The 23,997-nt window shown below is 35.6% G+C and carries 24 protein-coding genes; 17 read left to right on the top strand and 7 right to left on the bottom strand.

Annotated features, from left to right (window positions below; all coding sequences use genetic code 11):
* The first annotated feature begins 52 nt into the window (after positions 1-52).
* From GFU89_RS21075 to GFU89_RS21035, 9 genes are all read left to right on the top strand, one after another.
* Complete coding sequence (locus GFU89_RS21075; RefSeq protein WP_318848992.1) at positions 53-928, top strand: pirin family protein; 876 nt, start codon at positions 53-55, stop codon at positions 926-928.
* Positions 929-1,082: 154 nt separating this feature from the next.
* The gene (locus GFU89_RS21070) at positions 1,083-1,394 is read left to right on the top strand and encodes a GNAT family N-acetyltransferase (RefSeq protein WP_142719264.1); all 312 of its coding nucleotides are present in this window, start codon (positions 1,083-1,085) and stop codon (positions 1,392-1,394) included.
* Between the two features lie 53 nt (positions 1,395-1,447).
* A complete protein-coding gene (locus tag GFU89_RS21065; protein WP_318848991.1) occupies positions 1,448-2,347 on the top strand; it encodes a pirin family protein in 900 nt (299 codons plus the stop codon).
* A gap of 14 nt (positions 2,348-2,361) precedes the next feature.
* Complete coding sequence (locus tag GFU89_RS21060) at positions 2,362-2,901, top strand: NAD(P)H-dependent oxidoreductase (RefSeq protein ID WP_318848990.1); 540 nt, start codon at positions 2,362-2,364, stop codon at positions 2,899-2,901.
* Positions 2,894-3,472, top strand: a complete 579-nt coding sequence (locus tag GFU89_RS21055) for a TMEM175 family protein (RefSeq protein ID WP_318848989.1) — start codon at positions 2,894-2,896, stop codon at positions 3,470-3,472. Before GFU89_RS21060 ends, GFU89_RS21055 begins: the two co-directional genes overlap by 8 nt.
* A 1-nt stretch (position 3,473) precedes the next feature.
* A complete protein-coding gene (locus tag GFU89_RS21050; RefSeq protein ID WP_047373661.1) occupies positions 3,474-3,692 on the top strand; it encodes a (4Fe-4S)-binding protein in 219 nt (72 codons plus the stop codon).
* Entirely contained in the window at positions 3,692-4,087 is a 396-nt protein-coding gene (locus tag GFU89_RS21045) for an OsmC family protein (protein ID WP_306844012.1), read from the top strand. The genes GFU89_RS21050 and GFU89_RS21045 overlap by 1 nt, the downstream gene beginning before the upstream one ends.
* A gap of 1 nt (position 4,088) precedes the next feature.
* The gene (locus GFU89_RS21040) at positions 4,089-4,376 is read left to right on the top strand and encodes a GNAT family N-acetyltransferase (protein WP_318848988.1); all 288 of its coding nucleotides are present in this window, start codon (positions 4,089-4,091) and stop codon (positions 4,374-4,376) included.
* A gap of 185 nt (positions 4,377-4,561) precedes the next feature.
* A complete protein-coding gene (locus tag GFU89_RS21035) occupies positions 4,562-6,121 on the top strand; it encodes a sodium:solute symporter (RefSeq protein ID WP_318848987.1) in 1,560 nt (519 codons plus the stop codon).
* A gap of 69 nt (positions 6,122-6,190) precedes the next feature.
* Here GFU89_RS21035 and GFU89_RS21030 read toward each other — a convergent pair whose 3' ends face one another.
* Positions 6,191-8,428 (bottom strand): reprolysin-like metallopeptidase, encoded by a 2,238-nt coding sequence (locus GFU89_RS21030; protein ID WP_318848986.1) that lies wholly within the window; start codon positions 8,426-8,428, stop codon positions 6,191-6,193.
* A gap of 327 nt (positions 8,429-8,755) precedes the next feature.
* On the opposite strand from GFU89_RS21030, the gene GFU89_RS21025 reads away from it, so the two are divergent.
* The 3 genes from GFU89_RS21025 (at position 8,756) to GFU89_RS21015 (ending at position 11,281) form a co-directional block, all read left to right on the top strand.
* A complete protein-coding gene (locus tag GFU89_RS21025) occupies positions 8,756-9,274 on the top strand; it encodes a hypothetical protein (protein ID WP_318848985.1) in 519 nt (172 codons plus the stop codon).
* A 107-nt stretch (positions 9,275-9,381) separates the two neighbouring features.
* On the top strand, positions 9,382-10,236 hold the full coding sequence (locus GFU89_RS21020; protein WP_318849095.1) for a transketolase: 855 nt from the start codon (positions 9,382-9,384) through the stop codon (positions 10,234-10,236).
* 100 nt (positions 10,237-10,336) lie between these two features.
* Positions 10,337-11,281 (top strand): transketolase family protein, encoded by a 945-nt coding sequence (locus tag GFU89_RS21015; RefSeq protein WP_318848984.1) that lies wholly within the window; start codon positions 10,337-10,339, stop codon positions 11,279-11,281.
* A 193-nt stretch (positions 11,282-11,474) separates the two neighbouring features.
* On the opposite strand, the gene GFU89_RS21010 is transcribed toward GFU89_RS21015, so the two are convergent.
* The 3 genes from GFU89_RS21010 to GFU89_RS21000 form a co-directional block, all read right to left on the bottom strand.
* Positions 11,475-11,993 carry a hypothetical protein gene (locus tag GFU89_RS21010; protein ID WP_318848983.1) on the bottom strand — a complete coding sequence of 173 codons (519 nt, stop codon included), beginning with the start codon at positions 11,991-11,993 and terminating at the stop codon, positions 11,475-11,477.
* Positions 11,971-12,450 carry a hypothetical protein gene (locus GFU89_RS21005; RefSeq protein WP_318848982.1) on the bottom strand — a complete coding sequence of 160 codons (480 nt, stop codon included), beginning with the start codon at positions 12,448-12,450 and terminating at the stop codon, positions 11,971-11,973. Before GFU89_RS21005 ends, GFU89_RS21010 begins: the two co-directional genes overlap by 23 nt.
* Positions 12,451-12,590: 140 nt before the next feature.
* Positions 12,591-13,124 (bottom strand): DUF4303 domain-containing protein, encoded by a 534-nt coding sequence (locus GFU89_RS21000; protein WP_318848981.1) that lies wholly within the window; start codon positions 13,122-13,124, stop codon positions 12,591-12,593.
* 668 nt (positions 13,125-13,792) lie between these two features.
* Between GFU89_RS21000 and GFU89_RS20995 the strand changes: the two genes are divergently transcribed.
* From GFU89_RS20995 to gwsS, 5 genes are all read left to right on the top strand, one after another.
* Positions 13,793-13,975, top strand: a complete 183-nt coding sequence (locus GFU89_RS20995; RefSeq protein WP_318848980.1) for a grasp-with-spasm system A modified peptide — start codon at positions 13,793-13,795, stop codon at positions 13,973-13,975.
* 95 nt (positions 13,976-14,070) lie between these two features.
* Positions 14,071-14,943: a hypothetical protein gene (locus tag GFU89_RS20990; protein WP_318848979.1), complete on the top strand. Its 873-nt coding sequence runs from the start codon at positions 14,071-14,073 to the stop codon at positions 14,941-14,943.
* A 1-nt stretch (position 14,944) separates the two neighbouring features.
* Positions 14,945-15,850: a grasp-with-spasm system ATP-grasp peptide maturase gene (gene gwsG, locus GFU89_RS20985; protein WP_318848978.1), complete on the top strand. Its 906-nt coding sequence runs from the start codon at positions 14,945-14,947 to the stop codon at positions 15,848-15,850.
* Positions 15,851-16,022: 172 nt separating this feature from the next.
* Positions 16,023-16,949, top strand: coding sequence for a hypothetical protein (locus tag GFU89_RS20980; RefSeq protein ID WP_318848977.1), 927 nt, complete (start codon positions 16,023-16,025; stop codon positions 16,947-16,949).
* Between the two features lie 46 nt (positions 16,950-16,995).
* On the top strand, positions 16,996-18,066 hold the full coding sequence (gene gwsS, locus GFU89_RS20975) for a grasp-with-spasm system SPASM domain peptide maturase (RefSeq protein WP_318848976.1): 1,071 nt from the start codon (positions 16,996-16,998) through the stop codon (positions 18,064-18,066).
* Positions 18,067-18,151: 85 nt separating this feature from the next.
* Here the strand turns inward: gwsS and GFU89_RS20970 are convergent, their stop codons facing one another.
* The 3 genes from GFU89_RS20970 to GFU89_RS20960 form a co-directional block, all read right to left on the bottom strand.
* Complete coding sequence (locus tag GFU89_RS20970) at positions 18,152-18,529, bottom strand: hypothetical protein (RefSeq protein ID WP_318848975.1); 378 nt, start codon at positions 18,527-18,529, stop codon at positions 18,152-18,154.
* 69 nt (positions 18,530-18,598) lie between these two features.
* A complete protein-coding gene (locus tag GFU89_RS20965; RefSeq protein WP_318848974.1) occupies positions 18,599-19,069 on the bottom strand; it encodes an Lrp/AsnC family transcriptional regulator in 471 nt (156 codons plus the stop codon).
* Positions 19,070-19,203: 134 nt separating this feature from the next.
* Positions 19,204-23,994: a translocation/assembly module TamB gene (locus tag GFU89_RS20960; RefSeq protein WP_318848973.1), complete on the bottom strand. Its 4,791-nt coding sequence runs from the start codon at positions 23,992-23,994 to the stop codon at positions 19,204-19,206.
* Between the last annotated feature and the right edge of the window lie 3 nt (positions 23,995-23,997).

Raw genomic sequence — 23,997 nt, 5'->3', positions numbered from 1 at the left:
AATGCTTTTCGCACATAACTATGGTAATTTTGTTAACATAATCAACAATGTGATGGCAACTAAAAAAATAGAAATCGTAGTATCTCCAAGACCTGCACACTTTGTAGGCGATGGATTCAGGGTTCACAATTTTATTCCGGGAGTACCTGGATTAGAAATGAAAAGAATGGACCCGTTTATTATGCTTGATTACAATTCAAAATTTCATTTCAATGGTTCTGACAGACCAAGAGGTGTGGGAGTTCATCCACACAGGGGTTTTGAAACAGTAACAATAGCGTATAGCGGAAGAGTAGAACACCATGACAGTGCTGGCGGCGGCGGCGTTATCGGAGAAGGTGATGTTCAATGGATGACCGCAGCAAAAGGAGTTCTTCATAAAGAGTACCATGAAACAGCATGGGCAAAAGAAGGAGGAATTTTTCAGATGGTTCAGCTTTGGGTGAATCTTCCGGCAAAAGATAAAATGAGCTGCCCGAAATATCAGGCTATTGAAAACTCTTCAATGGAAAGAGTAGATTTAGGTGAAAATGGTTTAGTGGAAGTCATTGCTGGTGAATATGACGGTCATAAAGGTCCTGCAAGTACCTTTACTCCGGTTCATATGATGAATGCCAAACTTAAAGCAGGTGGAAAAGCAGATTTTAATTTCCCGGCTCATTTCAATACTGCAGCTTTGGTTATTGAAGGAAGCATTATCATCAATGGTGAAGAAACAGTGAAAGCTGATCATTTTGCCTTATTTAAAAATGAAGGTGAAACTTTCACAACTGAAGCAAAAGAAGATGCTGTTGTTTTGATCATCAGCGGTGAACCTATCAGTGAACCTATCTTTCCTCACGGTCCTTTTGTAATGAATTCCAGAGAGGAAATCATGCAGGCTTTTGAGGATTTCAATACCGGAAAATTCGGATATCTTGAAGATTAAAAGAATTAAGTTTATCTTAATCTTAGATAATTCCTTTTTTATTAACTTTATATAATGGCAAACCTTATAGGTTTTGAAAACCTATAAGGTTTAGTTATTGCAATCAATAAGCTTTGCTCTATTACAGGAGCAGGCCCTTTTAATTCAAAAAAATATGAAACCAGAATTTGAAAATATACCTCTTGTAAAAGCAGAAAAAAGATTTGAAATAGAATTCAACGGGCATTACGCATTCATCGATTATCGTGAGACCACACACCAGATTGCTTTGGTACATACTGAAGCAGATCCTGAACTGGCAGGAACAGGTGCCGCGGCTGCCGTAGTAGAAAAAACGCTGAATTATATTGAAGAAAGCGGAAAAAAGCTTCTTCCCTTCTGTCCTTTCGTTTTCGCTTTTATTAAGAAACATCCTGAATGGAAACGTATCGTGGATGAGAAATTTGAAGGATATGATAAACTTTAAATTTCCTGTAAAGCCACAATTTATTTAATTAACATTTTAAAAAGTATTACATCATGTCAAATATTGGACTTATCATTGAAGAAAAAGCAGCAGATATCGGAAATTTTCTGGTAGGAAGACTTCTACCTTTCCGTGAAAAAAGAGCTGTTGGACCTTTCGTTTTTATCGATCATATGGGCCCTTCGGAATTAAAGGATTATCAGAATCTTGATGTTCCCCCTCATCCGCATATCGGATTATCTACATTAACGTATCTGCTGGAAGGTTCTATTTTCCACAGAGACAGTATTGGAAGTGCTCTTGAAATAAAACCGGGTGCTGTTAACTGGATGACTGCCGGAAAAGGAGTTGTACATTCAGAAAGAACTCCTGAATATTTAAGACACACAGATAAAAGACTCCACGGATTCCAGATCTGGGTAGGACTTCCGAAGCATCTTGAACAGTCTGAGCCAACTTTTCATCATATTGAAGCTGATGAGATTCCGGTTTGGGAAGAAGATGGTATTCAGTATAAACTAATTGCAGGAGAAGCATTTGGCAAAACATCTCCCGTTCCTGTACACAGCAAGTTATTTTTTATCGAAATAAAAACAAAAGATGCCAAGAAAATAAGCATCGGAAAAGATCTTTACGGAGAAGCAGCGATGTATGTTCTGGACGGAACGGTTACCACTGATGGAAATACTTATGGTTCAAAACAGCTGATGATCGCTAAAGAAACCCAGCTTTGTGAGTTTGATATGAGCGAAAACGGAACGGTTTATCTTTTCGGTGGTGAGCCATTCGATGAAGAACGTTTTATATTCTGGAATTTTGTCAACTCTGATAAAGAATTACTTGACCAGGCGAAAGTAAACTGGAATGATCAGAATCATGAGGCATTTCCTTTGGTTCCAGGCGACGAAAATGAATATGTTCCGCTTCCTAAGGCTATTTTAAACAGAAAATAATTTCAGTTCAGACCATGAAAATATTAGCATTTGCAGGAAGTACATCTTCCACTTCTATCAATAGGGAACTGGTAAAGTTTGTTCTGAAAGATTTTCAGGATGAGGAAATCAATTTGATTGACCTCAACGATTTCACCATGCCCGTTTTCTCTGTGGATCTTGAAAAGAAAGGGTTTCCGGATGAAGCCCATGGTTTTTTAAAAGCTATTGAAGAATGTGATGTGATCATCTGCTCTCTTGCGGAGCACAACCGTTCTTACAGTTCAGCCTTTAAAAATGTTTTTGACTGGTCTTCAAGGATTAATGTAAAAGTATTTCAGAACAAACCGATGCTTCTGATGAGTACTTCTCCCGGAGGTTATGGCGGAGGAAATGTGATGAATACGGCAAAGACATTTTTTCCTCAGTTTGCAGCAGACATCAAGGATACTTTTTCATTGCCTAAGTTTTATGAAAACTTTGACATGGAAAGCGGAGTCATCAATCCGGATATGCTGAATGATCTGAAGAATAAAATACAAAACTTTAAAAATCAGGTTAAAGCGAATGACTAAAGGAAGACTGGAGGCATTCAGTGATGGTGTCCTTGCTATTATTATCACCATTATGGTACTTGAACTTAAAGTACCTGAGGGAAATAGCTGGGCCAGCCTCACTCCTCTTCTTCCCAAGTTTTTGGCTTATATTTTCAGTTTTATTTATATAGGAATCTACTGGAACAACCATCATCATTTGTTTCAGACGGTAAAAAAAGTAAATGGAAGCATTCTTTGGGCCAATCTTCACCTTTTGTTCTGGCTTTCTCTGATGCCTGTTGCTACGGAATGGATCGGAACTACCGGTTTTGCTAAAAATCCTGTTGCAGTGTATGGTATCGGGCTCATTATGGCGGCAATTGCCTATACTATTCTGGAGCATGTCATCATCCGGTGCGAGGGAGAAGACTCCAAGCTGAAAGAGGCGATCCATTCGAAATATAAAGAATATATCTCTATTATTTTTTATGTTCTTGGCATCGCTACTTCATTTTTTTATCCTTATATTGCCATAGGTTTTTATTATCTAGTGGCTCTTATATGGCTGATTCCAGACAGAAGAATCGAAAAATCATTAAAAGAAAATTGATATGGAAACACACGAATATCCCAACGGTAATATCACCGTTATCTGGCAGCCTCAAAAGTGTATCCACTCGGCTGTATGTGTAAAATTACTTCCAAAAGTCTACAACCCTAAAGAAAGACCTTGGATAAAAGCAGAAAATGCAAGCCCGGAAGAACTTAGAACACAGATAGATCAATGCCCTTCAGGAGCATTAAGTTATAAATTCAATACAGAAAAATAATGGCGGTAACGGTAAAAGCAAGTTTAGGAAAAACAAAATATTATACAGAAGTAACGGCTGGCGAAAATCAGATCATCACTGATGAACCGATTGATAAAGGCGGACAGAACAAAGGTTTTAATCCCATGGAAATTCTGGCGACGTCACTGGCAAGCTGTACAGCTGCTACATTGAGGATGTATATTGAAAGAAAAGAATGGGATGTAGAAAACATCAATGTGGAAGTAGAGCTTGAAAATTTCCCATTAACAAAAAGAGCTGTTTTCAAAAGAGACATCAGCTTTGAAGGTATTCTGGATGATGAGCAGCTGAAAAGACTGCACACCATTGCTGATGCATGCCCTGTTCATAAAATATTAACCAACGATATAGAAATACTAACTAAATTCTCATAACATGATCGAAGTAAAACAAAACAACGACGATAAACACGGAAGTTTTGAAGCTTTCATAGATGGAAGTCGCGCAGGAATGATGACGTATACCTGGGCGGGAGAAGAAAGATTTATTATAGACCACACTGAGGTGGAAGAAGCTTACAACGGAAAAGGTGTAGGCAAAGAAATGCTTCTGGCTGCAGTGGATTTTGCCAGAAAAAACGAGAAGAAGATCATTCCCCTCTGCCCTTTTGCTAAGGCAAGTTTCCAGAAAAGTGAGGAACTTCAGGATGTTTTAGTGAACTAGCCACTGTTTTCCACCCTTACAATACAAACCTTTCAGAGAGATTCTCTGGAAGGTTTTTTATTTATGTAAAATACAGACTGTAAAGCAAAATACTCATCACAATTTGTTTTGAAATCAACAGTATTTCAAATTCATGATTCACGACTGATCTTTTTTATATATTTGCTAAAATTTAAAAATCAAGCATGAATCCAGGAACTATCCTTTTGCTATTTGTTTTCATCTATTTTATTGGCCTTTTGGTGATTTCCTATTTCACCAGCCGGAATTCTGATAACCAGTCATTTTTTATCGGTAACAAAAAGAGTAAATGGTGGCTCGTTGCATTTGGGATGATAGGAACCAGCTTAAGCGGGGTTACTTTTATTTCTGTTCCGGGAACTGTAGGAAAAATGACAGGCTCCGAATATATTTACGGAGGTTTTGAGTACTATATGATGGTGATCGGGTTTTTCATCGGATATTTTATCGTTGCAGCCATACTGCTTCCACTTTATTATAAGATGAATCTGACATCTATTTATACGTATCTGGGGAAAAGATTCAATGTGGAAGCTCATAAAATAGGCTCTATCTTTTTTATTATTTCAAGAGCTATTGGTGCTACCGCAAGATTATATCTGGTAGTCAACGTTTTACAAATATTCTTACTTCAAGGGTTGGGAGTTCCATTTTGGGTAACTTCTCTTGTCCTTTTGCTGATGGTACTTCTGTACACTTTTGAAGGGGGTGTAAAGACGATTGTTATTACAGATACACTGCAGACTTCTTTTATGATTATCAGCCTTGTAGCATGTATCGTTTATATTTTATCAAACCTTAATTTATCATTTGGAGAAGCATATACTATTCTGGAGCAGAAAAACTATACTCATTTCATCAATTTTGATCCTAATTCCAAGACCTTTTTCCTTAAAACTATTCTGGGCGGAATTTTTATTACCATTGCGATGACAGGGCTGGATCAGGAAATGATGCAGAAAAATATCTCTGTAGATAATCTTAAGAACTCCAAGAAAAACATGCTGACCTTTGCCGGAACACTTCTTATCGTGAACCTTGCCTTCTTATTCCTGGGAGGATTACTTTATCTTTTTGCATTACAGCACGGAGCTGAATATGGAACTCTGAAATCTGAAACTGTGACGAATATTTTCGGATTTAAAGATACTGCAGGAAATATTAAAAATGTAATGGGAGATGACCTTTTCCCGGCTTTATCACTTCAGGGGTACTTCCCAATGACGATTTCCGTTATTTTCATTATTGGATTGATCTCAGCGTTATTCCCTTCTGCTGATGGTGCTTTAACAGCTGTAACAAGTTCGTATTGTGTAGATTTATTAAATCTTAATGAAGATAAAACCAAAACAGAAAAAGAGAAGAAACGTCTTCGTATGAAAGTACATTTGATTTTTACGGTAGTTTTCTTTATCCTGATTATGGTTTTCAAAGCAATGAATGACAAATCTATTGTTTATTTGATCATGGAGATTGCAGGATATACTTACGGACCACTTTTAGGCCTTTTTGCCTTTGGAATTTTCACGAAGTTTCAGATTTCCAGAAAATACTCCATTCTTGCGGTAACTATTTTGGCACCTGTACTTACCTATCTGATCAATATGGCTGTTACCACGTATACTGATTACAAAATTGGTGTGGAACTGATTGTTCTTAACGGACTTCTGACCTTTATTGGCCTGTGGCTGGTAAAAAATAAACAACATTTAAGAGTCGTTTAATCTTTATAAAAAAATAAAAAGGCTGTCCTCAATTGAAGACAGCCTTTTTTATTTTGGTGAATGGATTCTTTATTCTTTAATCCATTTAACTGTTTTCTCTAAGTTCTTAGATTTAACTTTAACCAGATAATCACCTTTAACCAATTGAGACAAGTCAAAAGTACCAACTTTATCATGATTCAATTTATTATTAGCCTGAGTGAATACTAATTTCCCGCTTACATCATATACTGTCATATCATACACTTCATTTGAATTGGTAAATTTAATATTCAGAAGTCCTTTACTTGGATTAGGATACACTACGAATACATCTTTATTTGAAGCTGTTTCGCTCACTCCCAATGTCTGTGTGATCGTAAAGTTAATAGGGTTTATATTGTAAAATACATTCGTCTCTGCTGCCACCATAATTCTGGCCTGCGTAGTTGTTATATTAGGAATGGTAACGGTCTCGGAGCCATCATTTGCAGTGGAGCCTAAGATAAGTGTAGGATACGTAAGACCTCCATCTGTAGAAAGGAAAATATTTACAGTAGCACAATTTACAGGGAAGGCAGTTGTGTTCGCTACATCCCACGTTATGGTCTGAGTAGAATTACCTGCCCAGTTGACAGCTGTAGTAGGTGCAGTTACATTGAACGGCCCTGAATTTCCATCAACAGTAATAATAGCATCATCATTAGTAACTCCTGCACACCCTGCGTTATTATCTCTTACAGTCAGTCTGAACTCCATGGTTCTTGCATAGGATGGTTTAAATTCTCCTTTGGATACTGTACCGCTGATCACATCTGAAAGTTTCGGGAAATATCTGTAAGGAACGGTTACAGGTACATATGATCTGAATATAGCTGCATTTAATGTTGGTGCATTCCAGTCACTTGCCGGGCCTACATCATTCTGTTCCCAGCTGTAAGTAAGTGGATTGTTGTCTATATCTGAAGCAGATCCTTCTAATCTAAACGGTGTACTCTTAGGTATGGTATAATCACCTCCGGCATTTACAGAAGGAGGAAAATTGTTAGAAGAACTTGTTACCTGACATGATGTAGACTGAACTTTCGCTGTAATAGACTGGAATGATTTGGTATGGAAAGTAGGAATACTGTTCGGAGCTAAATTATTTGTACTTCCACAAATTCCTGCGTAGGCCATAATGGTAACTCCACTTCCGGGTTCTACAGCATTGGCTGCACTACGGTTACCTCCTCCACAACTTCCTGTGGTTGCATTGAAAGTATGTGGCCCTCCAAACTGGTGTCCTACTTCATGAGCTACATAATCAATATCGTAAGGATCACCAACAGGGTTTGGAGAACCGGTGATCCCTCTCCCTTTATTGGTTGCATTACAGATTACTCCTAATCCTGCCAATCCACCACCACCTGTACTGAAAGTATGGCCGATGTCATAATTAGCATTTCCTATCAGTAAATCAATCTGAGTCTGGCTTTCATTAATTAATGTACCTGCGGCATTATTTCCGTTAAAGGGATCTGTAGCAGCATTGGTAAAAACAACATTGGCTTCATTATCCACCAATACCAATCTTGAAGCAACTTCCTGCTCATACACTCCGTTTACTCTGTTTACAGAGGTTACAATGGCTGAAAGTGTCTGTGCAACAGTAGGTGTCGCAGAACCTGTTGCAGCTACCGCATATTCCCCTGTACAAGCAACAGCCAATCTAAAAACTCTAATTTGAGTTCCTACGCTTGGAGCTGTTGTTTTTTGAGCGTTTTTTTTTCCTAATGAAGTTTCATCCTCATCTTTTACTCCACAAGATCTTGGATTTTTATCAATCAGATCACTTTTCTTATAAATGATATAATTGTTGACATCCAATTTTGCATAAGGATCAATATAAGTATCACCTGCTACCACAGATTTTATCTGCGCATGGAATCCCAGTTCGGTAAAATCAAGTTTTATAGTAGCGTACTTATCATCAATTCCCTGTCCTGTAAAAGTAACAATCTGTGGAAACTGACTTGCCAATCCAGGAGCCATCACTGAAGATTTCCAAATCCTGAATTTCGCTTTCGTACCGTCCGGCATTGGCAGAACAATAATTGGTGCATTATTTTTACGATCGCTGTCTTTCAATTCCGGAACAGAATTAAAATAACTTTTCATTCCAGCCACATCCAATGTATAGGTCAGTGACTTTTCCGGTTGTACGGTTCTGTTTTTAGGATCTGCTTTAATGGACCTCTCACTGATTACTGTAAAAAAGTCCTGCGCTTTCCCTGAGGAAATGGATATGACAAATATCCCCAAATAAAATAATTGTTTAATTTTCATATATAATGGTTTGTAATTTTTATTACTTCAACTAACAAGACCAAAAACTAAAGAATAATCAGTTAAAGGTTCATAATTCAAATAATATTGAATTATAAAAATAGTTAAATTTATTCAAATAGTATATATTAAAATTCAAAAAAAAATGACATTTAGTAGCAAAAAAGCAACAATCAAGCTACCACAAAGCATTCAACTCAATACTTAAATTTTCTTTATTACAATAACTAATTTTATAGACTTTTGTATTTTAATTATATTTGATCCGAATGACATAAATACATTCAAAAATTTAACAAAATAAAAAGAAACAGAAATCAAAAAAATATGAAAAAAATTATCTCAATCCTCATGTTTTCATTAACATTTGTATGTATGAGTGCCCAGGAAAATTTTGAAGTATCAACATTAAGAATCGGCCCGTTTAAAGTCTTTATGCCCAAAGTTGAAGCTGAAAAAATTGCAGGAACAAAACTTACCAACTCTAATGGGGAGAAAAAAAACCTTGTAAAGTATAATGGAGAGACCATCCAGATTGATCTTTTCGACAATTATATTAATGAAGCCAATCCGAGTGTTCCTTCTATTACTTACATGACAACAACGAGTAAAAAATTTAAGACCAAAAGTGGAATTGGAGTTGGAAGCACCAGAGATGACCTTATCAATGCTTATAGAAATTATTCCAACTTCAGTGTACGTCCGGATTGGGATGACAATAGCAAACCTATCAAAGATTCCGGTTATTTTAATATTGAAGACAGTCAGGCAGGAACGTTGTTAAGCTTTAAATTTGTTAATAATATTGTTACAGAAATTTCCGTTTACCTCAATGAAGGCTGCTAAAAGCGGGAAAATATTCAAATAAATTAAAATCCGGATCTAAAAATCCGGATTTTTGCATTTCCATAAGCCGGTAAAAAATTGTAAATTCGCGTGCAAATAAATCAGACATAATGAGTAAAAGTATTGAAGAGCTAAAATCTCTTACTACGCAGATCAGAAGAGACATTTTAAGAATGGTTCACGCTGTAAATTCAGGACACCCGGGCGGAAGTTTAGGTTGTACAGAATACTTCACAGCCCTTTATGGAAAAGTGATGAACTATAAACTTCCTTTCACAATGGAAGGCAAAAATGAAGATCATTTTTATCTATCAAACGGACACATTTCTCCGGTATTCTACTCTACATTGGCAAGATTCGGTTTCTTCCCTGTTGAAGAGCTGAGCACTTTCAGAAAATTAGATTCAAGATTACAGGGGCACCCAACTACTCATGAGGGACTTCCAGGAATCAGAATAGCATCAGGTTCTCTTGGACAAGGACTTTCTGTAGCTCTTGGTGTGGCTCAGGGTAAAAAATTAGATGGTGATCAATCTCTTGTTTACACTCTTCACGGAGATGGTGAACTTCAGGAAGGTCAGGTTTGGGAAGCATTGATGTATGCTGCTGCTAAGAAAGTAGATAATATCATCTCTACTATCGACTATAACGGTCGTCAGATTGATGGAGATACAGATGATGTATTAAGCTTAGGAAATCTTCATGCTAAACTTGAAGCATTCGGATGGATTGTTTTGGAAGAAAAGAACGGTAATGATCTTGAAGCTGTAATTGCAATCCTTGAGAAAGCAAAAACAGAAACAGGAAAAGGGAAACCGGTATCAATCATTCTTCATACAGAAATGGGTTATGGGGTTGATTATATGATGGGATCTCATGCTTGGCATGGTAAAGCTCCTAATGATGAGCAGTTGGAAACAGCATTCAAGCAATTGTACCTAGAAGCTCCGGCTGATTATTAATTATAAATGATAAATTATTATTGATAAATGATGCCTCTAGAACTTTATACTATTATTAATCTGTCATCACTATTTATCAATTATCAAAAACTTTAGTAAAATGAAATATACATATACAGAAAAAAAGGATACTCGTTCAGGATTCGGAGCAGGATTAGCTGAATTAGCTGATAAAAATCCTAATGTTGTAGCACTTTGCGCAGACCTTATCGGTTCTTTGAAAATGGAGAAATTCATTGAAAAGGCTCCGGAAAGATTTTTCCAGATAGGGATTGCAGAAGCTAACATGATGGGAATTGCTGCAGGTCTTAGCATTACAGGAAAAATTCCTTTCACAGGAACTTTCGCTAACTTTTCTACTTCAAGAGTATATGACCAGATTCGTCAGTCTATCGCTTATTCTAACAAAAATGTGAAAATCTGTGCATCTCACGCAGGTCTTACTTTAGGAGAAGATGGAGCTACTCACCAGGTTCTTGAAGATATCGGTATGATGAAGATGCTTCCTGGAATGACGGTTATCAATACTTGTGACTACAACCAGACTAAAGCTGCTACTTTAGCGATTGCAGATTTTGAAGGTCCTGTATATTTAAGATTCGGAAGACCGGTAGTTCCTGTATTTATTCCAGAAGATATGCCTTTCGAAATCGGAAAAGGAATTATGCTTCAGGAAGGTACTGATGTAACGATTGTTGCAACAGGACACCTGGTATGGGAATCTCTTTTAGCGGCTGATGAGCTTGAGAAAGAAGGTATTTCTTGTGAGGTAATCAACATCCACACTATTAAGCCTCTTGATGAAGAGATCATTTTAAAATCTGTTGAAAAAACAGGTAAGATTGTAACGGCTGAGGAGCACAACTACCTTGGTGGTTTAGGAGAATCTGTTGCAGGTATGCTTGCAAGAAAAAGACCAACAAGACAAGAATTTGTAGCGGTAAATGATACTTTCGGAGAGTCTGCAACCCCTGCAGAACTGATGAAGAAGTATAAAATTGATGCTGCTGCAGTGAAAGAAGCTGTAAAGAGAATTTTAGCTTAAGATAAGCTATTTTTATATAGACAAAATCCGGCGGTTTCTTCGAAACCGCCGGATCTTTTTATTGGTTGATTTGTGAAAATTTGATTGTAAATGTATATAACCACCCCGTCAAAAATTCTTTGAATTTTACCCCCAAAAGGAAGGAAATGGTTATACTTCCATTTCTCATTGTATTAGTTTTTATCCTCCATTATTATTGTTCCGGCTGATTCATCGGAATTCCCACGGCAATCAGAACAGGGCATAATATTTCTCTGATGTAATCATCTTCTCTTCTGTCTGAAGCTTTTGAACCTGAGAAATAATTACTGATTCTGTAGTTTTTCACAAACTGATTTCTTTTTTTCCCAATTGAATAATAATGAGTTCCGCTTTCATTATTGACAAAATAGGTCATTTCATCAAAATTCATGAGCTTTTTAGACAAAAAAAGTCTTCTATAGACACACTTCTCTGATTTATTAAAAATATATTTCACAGGAACTCTGAAAAAAAGATCAAAGAGAAAGTACAGCATATAAATTACCCATATCCCCAATGCAATGTTAAACTGGTCCAGGGACATCTTATCCTTAAAGTAATAAATAACTGCAGGAAGAACAGTCACACCCAATCCCAGCCACCATACCAAAGTACGCAGGAAATTATAGTTGGGCATAAAGCTTATTTCACTTCCGTTTTCCTGAAACTTATAACGGTCTAGGATGTCCATTCTCAGGATTATTAATGTTCATAATATCTTCTGTTTCATTCACCATCTTCTGTATTCCCTTTTGTGTAAGAGCCTGGCCTATTGTAAGCTTCTTTTCTTTACCATCAACTTCAAAATACACAGACAGGATCACATTGGTAGTGATAAAACCCATATACTTTGTTGCCAGCACATGGAAGTTTCTGAAATTCTCTAATGGATAGGTTCTGGCCGGGACAAAAATGGTATGCTTCCCTGTAATCGTCATACGATCCATATCAATAATGAATTTCTTGGTGAAAAAATTAACCAGAATAAGTGCTACCACTGCAATAAGAACATAGCTAAGAGTTCTGACACTATTAAAAAGTAATCCTGCTACGATCAGAAAGAAAATACAAAGTACCATTACAAATACTGGCTGGTTTTTAAAAATATATTGATTTCCTTCTTGTTTATAAAATTTGTAATTGTTCATAATTAATATAATTGTTGTTTAAATGTTGGTTTCTTTCTGATATTATAGAGGTAGTGATTGATAAGAGGCTTCTGAGACAATTATTTTATCAGTCTTCATATGTATTATATATTTAAAGTGTTTTTTTAATTCGCATTCTTTTAATTGCCCCAGGTAGCCATCCAATTCAGATATTCACTTTTATATTCGTTATCATTAAGTCTTACAATAAGATCTTTTAATTCTTCGCTCTCAAACTCATAATCTGAGACCGTGAAAATCAGGAAAATATCTTTGCCCGTGATCTTTGTGAAAAAGTTTTCATTCTTAAGCTTTTCCAGCACTTCAATGCAGGTGGAATATAACTTAGTCTGAAAACCTTCAAACCATTGATCATCGTCATCATGTTTATCCAATTCTGCTCTAAGCTGAGTACAGATCTCATTGAACTCCTCATCGGCTCCTTTCATTTCATAGGTCCATTCTGCTGGTTCATATTTATAATAAAGAGCATCATCCTCATCTGCAGCTTTCAGTACTTTCATGGTATTGGTTGCAGGGCATACCGTCATTGCTCCTTCATCACTGTATAGTGCAAAGCTGTAAATCTCTTCTGATCCATGCTTTTCATACACTTCTAAAAAAGCCTTCCTGGCAGCATCTTCTATCTGCTGTTTCAAAATTTCAAAATCCATACTTCTTTTCTTTTTTAAAATGGGCGGTAAAATTACCTTTATCCTGTCAAATCAGCACATTATATTCTTTATAAGTAGAGCCAAATTCATGATTATAGCTATTCTATTTTTAGAATTTTATGATAATCCAAAGCTTCACAAATACGAATGAACATAAAATCAGAACTTTTTTGTAAAATTTTAAATGGATTTCTGATCATTTTTCATTCAAAAACCGCTGATTTTCCCCGAGTAACATCATTAAAAACATGCAAATACCTTTCAAATAAACTATTTAACCTTTGATTTCCAGCATCAATCTCACCTACTCCTCCATATTGTACAAAAGAATATATTACTTGAAAATAGCCTTTTTTCTTTTGAGATTTTCATCACGGGAACAAACCTCCCTTTATTCTTTTCCAAATTTCAAATATTTCACCAAACCTTCCGATTTATCCCCAATTTCATGTGTATTTGTGTACATAAAAAAAACAAGTCACATACACATTATATCCCTTTGAAGTGATGTGATAATTTTTAGTTTTGAAAACATCAACGTTGACGAAATACATTCTGCATGTTTACATTGTATGTGTACAGTACATGAAAATATGTGAATTATTTATCCCAATGTCAGGGTTTATATGACACAAATGATTTACACAACACAACAAAAAATGATCAACATGAAAAAGTTAATTGGTATGAAGAGTAATTACTCTTCTTTAGAAAACAAAAAAATGAAAAACCTACAGTCTATCAAAGGTGGAGATACTGCAATCAACTATGTTTCTACAAATAAGGGAGAAGTATATGACAAAGAAACCTGGGTAGATCATAAACTTTCATCAACTTTAGAAGTAGGATAAATTTGTCCTTATCTATCATACATTGTAAGGGAGGAATTATTTCCTCCTTTTACAAATAAGCACACTGTATTGAATCAATAAAAACGGATTATAAAATGAGACAAAATTTGATTTTGAAATATATAGGACCATTGTTCATTATTCCTTTTATATTCATTTCCTGTAAAAGTAAAAGCAATAATTATATTTTGTATTACAATAAAGTAAATGAAATTGACAGCATCTATAGAATCGCCAATCATCCAGAAAAGGCAATACAACAATACCGGAAATTATTCCGGAAATATAATCCGAGAAATCAAGATCATATTGAAGAATATGAGACGTATATTAAACTGGCTGATGAACATCAAAAAGATTTCGGAGGAAAGAGAAGTCTTTACAAGCTTATCCCCCTGATTGCTCCTTATGAAGGCTCTCATGAAAAGTATTTTGCATTGTTTCAAAAATATGGGATAGATAGTACTGAAGTAAAACAAAGAATTACAGACTGGAAAAAAGGTTTGAATAGACGATTGGTAGATTCTTTTAGTATTGCTTTTACCCGTGATCAGGCTGAAGGGCGAAAAGATCCTCAGCTCATGGAAAAGAATGACAGAATAAATACAGAGCTGATAAAATGGACTTTTGAAAACTATGGTTATCCTTCAATACAAAAAATAGGACTTATTGGAAATGATGATATATTTATGCCAATGCACCCCTTATTCAGCCATATGATAGAATCAAAAGAGTATAATTATTTCAAAATGAAAATGCTGGAGTATGTAAAATCCGGAGATTGCATTCCAAGAGATTACGCAAATATGGTAGACAGACATGATCTCCAAATTGATAAAAAAGAGATGCTATATGGTTCTTATCCAAGCTATAAATCTATCATTGATACTGTAAAAGTAAACCGAAACAGGAAAACCATAGGACTACCTCCTTTAAGATATGTATCTAAAATCAAAAACAAGTTGTGAAATGATCCTCATTATTTCCAACAACAATGAAAGGACGACCATGATAATCATCAAATGGCTCCTTGCCGCGAAAAAGAAATTTATACGCATCCATGAGGATGAAGTTTTTGAAATTAAAACTGAAAACAAAAAAATCTTTTTAGAAAGTAGCAGAAATTCCTTTTTTTTGGATGAAATTACCAGCGTATGGTACAGAAGAGGCAGATTAAAGATTAAACGTCTGAGATATGACAATGGTGCTGTGAATGCCCATATGAATGAAGTACAGCACTGGCTTGAAGATTATGTAAGAACCAAACTGGAGTCCAAGAAACATATCAATAAAGAAAGTAACAGTGATATTAACAAGTTATTGGTACTGGAAGAAGCTACAAAAGCAGGGTTAGACGTTCCGGAATATTTTTTGACTGACAATACTGATCAGGTTTCTTTGAATACAACCATTATAAAAACGATTGGAGGAAACCCAATATTGGATGATATTGATATGGATTTAAATGGTATCATGTATACCTCAACGGTACATAAGAGAGAAAAGATGAAGTTCTTTACCACATTCTTTCAGGATAAGATTGATAAAGAATTTGAAATAAGAACATTTTATCTCAATGGAAAGTGCTATTCGATGGCTATTTTTTCTCAAAATGATGAGCAAACCAAGACAGATTTCAGAAAGTATAATTTAGAAAAACCTAATAGAAACATCCCTTACAAACTTAGGATTGACATTGAGAAAAAAATTCATCTTCTAATGAAGACATTAGATCTTAATTGCGGATCACTGGATTTTATCAAAGGAAAGGATGGAAAATTCTATTTTTTAGAAGTCAATACTATCGGACAATTCCTTGGATTGTCTCATACCTGCAACTATTCGTTGGACAAAGAAATAGCTGACTACTTATGAAAATTAAAGTTAAAGAAAAAAATAAGCTTCCGCTTACTTTCCAATATATTGAAAAATTCAATGATCAGAAGCTCAAAAAAAACAATGATATTATTTATGTTTTAGACTGTGAAAAATATCAGACTAACTTCTATATCAGAGAAAAACCAATAAAATCACTGAACCGCCTATTATGAGGTATTTTAATATAAAAACACAAAATAAAGACATTAATTTAACGTATATAACTTCTTTGATTCTTTGCTTATTTCTTTCCGCCTGCAAAAATCGAAATTATATTGATTATTATAATAAAGTATATGCCATTGATAGTACACTTAGAATAAATAAAGATACTCTTGCTACCATCAAACAATATAAAAAATTATTTAAAAAATACCCACCATCACAAAATGACAGAATAGAAGAATACGAAAATTATATTAAATATTCTGATCGATATAATAAAAACTTCGGAGGACATCGAGGTTTAGACAAACTGATAACACAGGTAGCACCTTACTGGAAATATAAAAGAGAAGATTCCACTTTTTTTAAGCTTTATAAAAAATATGGAATTGATAGTATAGCAGTAGAACAAAAGATTGATCAATGGAAAAAAGGGTTAAATAAAACATTAATTGATTCTTTCAATGTTGCATTTGAAAGAGATCAATACAATGAACGAACTGGATCAATAGTAGAAATTAATGATAGAAAAAATACCAATCTTCTCTTATGGACATTTAAAAATTATGGTTTCCCATCCAAGCAAAAAATTGGCCTGACAGGCAACGATAACAAATTTATGCCTATGGGTGTACTGCTCAATCATATAGCAGGATCTCAGAATTATGAGTATTTTAAGGTGAAGTTATTGGAATATGTAAAGTCTGGTGAATGTACCCCTAGAGAATACATTGACATGGTAGATAAACATCAATATATTAATCATCTTGAAACTATTTATGGGATATTCATTCATTATTCCACACCTGATTTTAGTGCATCAGACTCAGCACGGATAAACAAAAACCGAAGAGCAATTGGATTTCCAAGCCTAAAACAATCTTCAAATATCACCAAAGATTTTCAAAAGAAAATGAAAAATAAAAATTGATACTGATCATTTGCCAAAATATTGAAAAAATATCTTTACCTAACTTATGAAATACTTTAATCTATTCTCAACGATCCTCATCACCAAAGGAGCCAGCAGAATTCTTATTTCGGATCTGCATAGAAATGTATCTGAACTCTATCCTTTAGAATTGCATGAGATTATTGAAGATCTGAAAAGCCACTCTATTGAGGATATATTGAAGGATTACGATAAAGAATCCAAAGTAATTGTTCAGGAATACATCAATCTCCTGCTGGAAAAAGAATATGGGTTTATCACGGAGAATGATTGGGATAGAAATTTCCCTCCTCTTTCTTACGAGCATCACGAGCCCAGTATTATTACAAATGTCTTTATAGAAATGGAAGATATAGAGCTGCTGAAAAAAATAAAACCGTCTATAGAAAACCTGGGAATTAAACATTTGGTTATTTACAGTTTAAAACCATTAACAATAAATGAATTCATAGAAATTGATGATACTTTTAAAACTTCAGTGCTGTCAGGAATAGAAATCTTTTCTCCGTATCATCAGGATACCAATCTATCTTTTATACAGGCTCTTCAAAAAAATACAGTCAGAATATACAGTCTCATTTTCTACAATTGTTCGAAACCTCCTTTCAAAGCTAAAGATGAATATAGATTCTCGCTCCATTTTCTTAAAGATGACCTGAAACTCTCTGCCTGTGGAAAAGTGGAACTGAAATATTTCAATACCAATATTTCTAAAGTCATAGAAGCTATGAACCACAACTCCTGCCTGTATAAAAAGATAGGCATTGACAGAAACGGTACTATTAAAAACTGTCCGCTGATGACTGAAAGCTTTGGAAATCTCCATAAACACAGCCTTGAAGAAGCAATTGCCCAGCCTGATTTCAAAAAATATTGGAATCTGACAAAAGACAAGATAAAAATCTGCAAAGACTGTGAGTTCCGATATGTCTGCACAGACTGCAGGGCGTATACCGAAAATGCAGAAAAAGCCAAAGATGGTGTCATTGTATCAAAACCTCTAAAATGCGGCTATAATCCCTATACAGGAACCTGGGAAGATTGGACAAAAAATCCTTTAAAGCAAAAAATTTTTCATTCGTTAGCAATCAGTTAGTATTTCTCATCCCCTTATATTCAAAAACGGCTTTTAAATTCTATTTAAAAGCCGTTTGTTATTTTATTGTAAAGTGATTATGTTCTTATTTGAAAAACTTCCATTTCGGGATAATGGCAAGCATTCCGAATCCTGTAAACAGGAAAAGGTTGGTAACATCTGTATACAAGAATGTAGACAGGTAATAATTGTGCATAAAGAAGTGCATCACCAATAAAGCCGGGAACATGATGATTCCTATTTTTCTGTAGAAGAACATCAGTACCAGCCCAAGCATCATCAATACATCAATTGAAAAAATAACATAGAAATACCACCTTGGGATCTCCAGATATTCATGCTGCAGATATTCATCCACATCTATTCCAAGCCCCATTATGGTAAACAACATTAAGGCGGCAAATGCCAGTACAAATCCCCATCCTTTCTTCGGATCTTCGTCAAAATAACTGTATTCTTCCATACCTACAAAAATAAAGAACTTATGAGAAATTTCATAAGTTCTTTTATAATTATTCGTTTAAAATTTGACTTATATAGAGATAGCGTTGATCAATCTATTTTTGTCACTTAGGAATTCTTCCATAGAAATCATACTTTCAGTTCTCATTACGTCCTGAATGTCATCGATCTGATAGATAATTCTTTTAGCATCTTCCGTATTCTTAGCTCTTACTTTACAGAAAATATTATATTTTCCTGAAATAACGCTAGCTTCAATTACGTTCGGTAACACTGACAATTCTTTCAATACTTCCTGAGTACGGTTTGATTTTGTCAAAAGGATACCTATGAAAGCTGTAAAATGATAATCAAGCTTACCATAATCGATATTAAGAGATGATCCCAAAATAATACCTGCATCTTCCATCTTTTTCACTCTTACGTGAATTGTTCCAGCAGAAACATCCATCTGCTTTGCAATTTCTGTAAAAGGCATTCTTGTGTTTTCTACTAAGAAATCAAGAATTTTCTTGTCTATTTCGTCCAGTTGATAGTTCATATTAGTTAAATTACAATTTCTTTAAAAAATCTATGTATTTTTTGCAAATTTACGAAAAATAATTTAACTAAAAAATATATATCAAACATTAACAATAATTAACACAGATGATAAAAATCATTAAAATATTCTAATTATTTGGCATTCGATTTTATAGAATCTGTTTTTATTTCACCTTTTGCATCTGAAGTTTTTTTGTCTTTTTTCTTCTTTTTAAACAAAGAATTGAAGCTTTTACTCCACACAACTCCTCCTCCATAGGCTTGATTTGCAGAACCGTTTGTACTCACCATCCCGATGTTCGTAGGCTTAGAATAAGCACGTATAACCAGCGTACCGTCGTTCTTTTTAGATAAATCATACTCTACAGACCCTTCTGTAGACAAATAGTTGTTTTGGGCACCATCTGTTTTCGATAACGGAATACCCAACCCAGTTTTTATATTAACTCTTGGGGAAAGCGCTACACTTAATCCCGCATTGGCTCTATCTCCAAAGTTTGAATTCTGGTCACCTTTTACATAATTCAGGTCAATCTGGAATTCGTTACTCATGGTATTAAGAACAGATCCCAACTGTTTAAGAAGCATATTATACCCTTGTGATTCTGCAACGTTTCCTACATTCACTTCTACTCCACCACTGTTGGACACATTAAAGGTACTCAGCAAAAGAACAGAACCGAATTGGAGTACTTTCTCTCCCTCCTGGCTCATCTTGGCAGCAAGCGTTTCTCTTACCTGACTGGACACATCCATAGCGGTAACATTAAGGTCAATATTAGGATCTACCAACGACTGGGTAATATGGGCCTGCAGCAAAATACTGATAGGCTGAAGTTTCCCCATACTCAGATATTCTCCAGCATTGGAAACCATTCTTATATAGTTGGCATTAATATCTAATGCAGGCTTCATGGCATCACCATCCCATCTGATACTACTGTTCCGTTCAATCTGGAATGTTTTATTAAGAATTGCCTTAGATACAAATGTTCCGTTATCTACTTTATAGGTACCGCTCATGGCAATATTCCCCTGCCTGTTCATATGGAACCTCAACGGATCGGCAGAACCTTTTACGGTAATATTTCCTACATCATCACCCACCAGTACATTTACAGTAGTTCCTTTATCTACAGCCAGATTGAAATCAATATTCATATTGGCTCCAGTTTTCTTCTTTTCTTCCAGGGTAATCAGACCATCTTTTCCTTCTTTCAGGAACCTCAGCATTTTAAATTCTTCCACATTGGATGTAGAACTTGAATTAAAGGTAAAGGTACTTCCATTAAGCGCCTTCATATTAGGAGTTGTAATACTTAATCCTGAAACTGGTCCATCCACGTAAAGATCTCCCTGTCCGTAAACTCTTCCCCAGAACAGGTCAAAATCTTTTTGGGTAGTATTAAGCATCAACAGATTGTCTGCTCTCATTACAAGGGAAACCCCCATGGAAGAAAGGGTCTCAAACTGGATCGCCCCGGAAACATTCCCTTTAGAATTGGTTCTTCCATCATGTACCTCTATATTGTTGAGGATAGCAAGCCCTTTGGTCAGCTGAATCACAGTGTCATCAAATGAATAATCTACTCCAGTAAACAAAAGCTTTAATCCGAAATCTTTTAAAGCAATATCACCGTTATAGTCCAGGTTGCTGAGCTTTCCATTGATTTTAAGGTCTCCGGTTGCTTTCCCTCTGAGGTTTGCGAAAACAGTCTGTACAAACTGCTGTGTAAATGACAGGTCAAAATCACGCATTTCTGCCGTAAGATCAATGATCGGAGAAGAAGTATTATTATTGACTGTTCCTGTCAGATTAAGGCTGTTATTTCCAAGTACTCCTGCAGAGTGAACTTTCACATCTATATCATAAACGTTCAGTGAGAAACCATTGGTAGCGGAAATAGAGATATCCCCCATATCGTTACCATTCATCTTAATATCATCAATGGTAAGATCTACCAGTGGCTGAAGCGTACTTTTATCCATCTTGATCTTGACACTTCCGTTGGCAAGACCTTTGATATCCATTGTATTTCCTCCGGACTGCATTTCCAGAAGTTTTTCTACAGAAAAGTCATTGATATCAGCATCTACATAAAAATCTTTTGCTGATTTAAATTGCGCTTCTTTAATAAACAGAGCACTTTTATCAGAATAAACCCTCAGGTTTCTGATATCAAAATCCCCGGTATTTCTTCTATAAGTAATAGAGTGATTCAGTTCAGGACTTGTATCTATAGCCCAAGTCACTTCATTGAATTTTACTTCGGTTGGCTCAAATCTGAATACATAATCACCGGCCGCATCTGTAGACTGATCTACATTAATAGTGTATTCTTTAAGCTTTTCATTAATTTCATCATCAGGACTTCCATGCTTAAATACGGTCGCTAAATGAAGCGTATTTCCATTCTCATTATTCCCTTTAAGCTCAAAATCTTTGATTACATTTTTATTATAAACAACCCTGTTGATCTTAGCATACAATTGCTGGTTAAGATCTGCCGTGTTAATTCTTACTTTAACACTATCCACCATCGCACTGTCTCTGTTGATATTTTTCCGGTCATTCACTTTATAATCAGGATTGGAAGCCGCCAGCGCTTGATCAGCATCTGTAATTTCTTCCTCCTTTGTCATCATATATTTCAAAGAAGCGGCATCCAGATTCAGAATCAGGTTGTTTGAATTTCCATCATACTCTCCATCTACAACAGCTCCCTGCGGTAATTTAAGTTCCGGTAAAAAGTAGTTGACTAATCCCTGCTGAACGTCAAACTTCAGTGCAAAATTCTGTCCGCGGTATAATTTTCTAGGCGGTGGTCCCACCAATATTTTTCCCACTCCGTTTTCTACCATTCCTGCAAGATCTGCCAGGTTGTACCTTCCTGATATTTTACCAGTAGCAGCTCCCGGAGCATCTACATCTATCACTCGGCCTCCTGCTTCTACAAAGGTTTTTAATTTGGCATTTGGAATAGTATATTTCTGAGTTGCTGTAGCAAAGTGCAGATTATTGGCATCCACATCTAAAGTAAGGTCATTAATGGAAGACATCGCCATCTTACCTTCAACCTGACCACTTACCACCTGGCTGCCAGGTTTATTGGTAAAATAGTTCATGTTCAGATAGGTAACATCCGCATTAACATTCATAGACACTCTTGAAGTACTGAAGTCTATTAATCCTTTGATTGTAGCTTTTGCCTGCTCATCATTAACGGTAATAAGTCCGTTGTATTTTTTATGATCCAATAATCCGTCCAGATACAGATTATTGATCGTTTTATCCATAATTTCAATGCTAGCAATCTGAGATTTGGTTGTCAGGCGCATCGTATTGACATCAAAGCTCTGTCCGTTAAGATCGAATTTACCAGATATCAAACCTACTGTCTTATTCTTTGTAATAACAGATGTATTAAGGTCCTTCACATCAAGATAACCGGAATATTTAGGCATTGCGGTACTGTAACCGGACAAAGTCAGTTTGGAAATTTTAGCCTGTCCTATTCCTGTCATTAAGTTTCCGCTATCTACATAGATCTGATCCGGATTTACTCTTGCTGTCCCGTTGTACTTTAATTTCCCGAAATCATCAGCAAAGTTTTTCATCTTTTTAGAGATAAAGGAAGGCATCATTGCTTTTAAATCCTTGTAAGTAAAATCTGTGGAAAGGTCTTTTGTTTCAATAGCAAAATGTCCTTTCAACAGGTTATCCACCTTCATTGTTTTGGTTGCAATATTGACATCGGGATTTCTAATCAGGAAATTCTCCAGATGGAACTTATTTAAAGGCCCCGTCATTGTTCCAGAAAGATTGAACGGCTTGATATTATCCCAGTTGGTCACAAAATACCTGATATCATAACCACTGATCTGGCTTCCCTGCTGAATGTTCATATCCCATCGTACCCTGTCAGCAAAATCTGACCATGATCCGTCATGAAGATTAAATTTAATATCTCCCTGAAGTAAAGTATGATCTGTATTCAGTGTAAGATCTTTTAATGATAAAAACTGTTTCGTTAAAGACAGTTCTGTTGAAAAAGTATCCACAATATGGGATTTTCCCCATCTTGTGGTCACAAATGACATATTATTGATCAAAGCCGAAACATTCGGTCCGTTGACTTTTACATTCGGTGCTTTTAAGTTGAATTTTGTCGCTGTAAGCCATTTACCCTGTTCTCCAGGAGAATTTTCGTTGACAATAGAAACTTTAGAATCAATAATTTGTACTCTTGAATTCAGTTGAAAAGGAGGTTTCTTGGGATCTCTTTTCTTTCCGTCATCAAAGAGTTCTGTAAATCTGACAAAATTGGATATACTGTCTCCTTTATAGGTGATTACTCTTACTTCGGCATTTACGAGGGTTAGGGAATTGAAGCTTAGAGAATTGCTTTTGCCTGAAATCGCATTCACAGCCAGAGATATCCAGTCCGAATCTGCACGGAATTCACGGGCTTTAATAAAATCAAACCCTTTATAGTCTTTTACTTTTAAGCCTTTTATCGTTACATCTCCAAAGTAGTTAACATCTACACTTTCGGTAGAAAACCCTGATTTGAAGTCTTTATTTACGATTTGAAGAGCCTGATCTGCTGCCCATTGCTTCGTCACCGGAAGATTGATAACAACCAATATACCTCCTACCAGAAACAAACCCAGCCAAAAGAGAATCAAGAGAAGTTTTGCCCACCAGGTATAGCTGGTAACATCTTTCATCGCCTGTTTCCCAAACTCTTCAGCCGTTTCCACAGGATGATGTATGGCATCTGAAGCCAGCTCAGATGCTTCTTTTACTGTCTCCCGAACTTTTTCTTCTACATTTTCGACAGTCTTCTGTACCTGATCACCTAGGTTTTCAGCTACCGATTTTTTATTCTCATTCTCGTTATTATTCTCTAACTTTGCCATTAT

It is taken from the genome of Chryseobacterium sp. JV558, from assembly GCF_033712365.1.
Classification (GTDB): Bacteria; Bacteroidota; Bacteroidia; order Flavobacteriales; family Weeksellaceae; genus Chryseobacterium.
The sequence above is the reverse complement of the archived record's forward strand: the minus strand, read 5'-3'. Positions and strand labels throughout refer to the sequence as shown.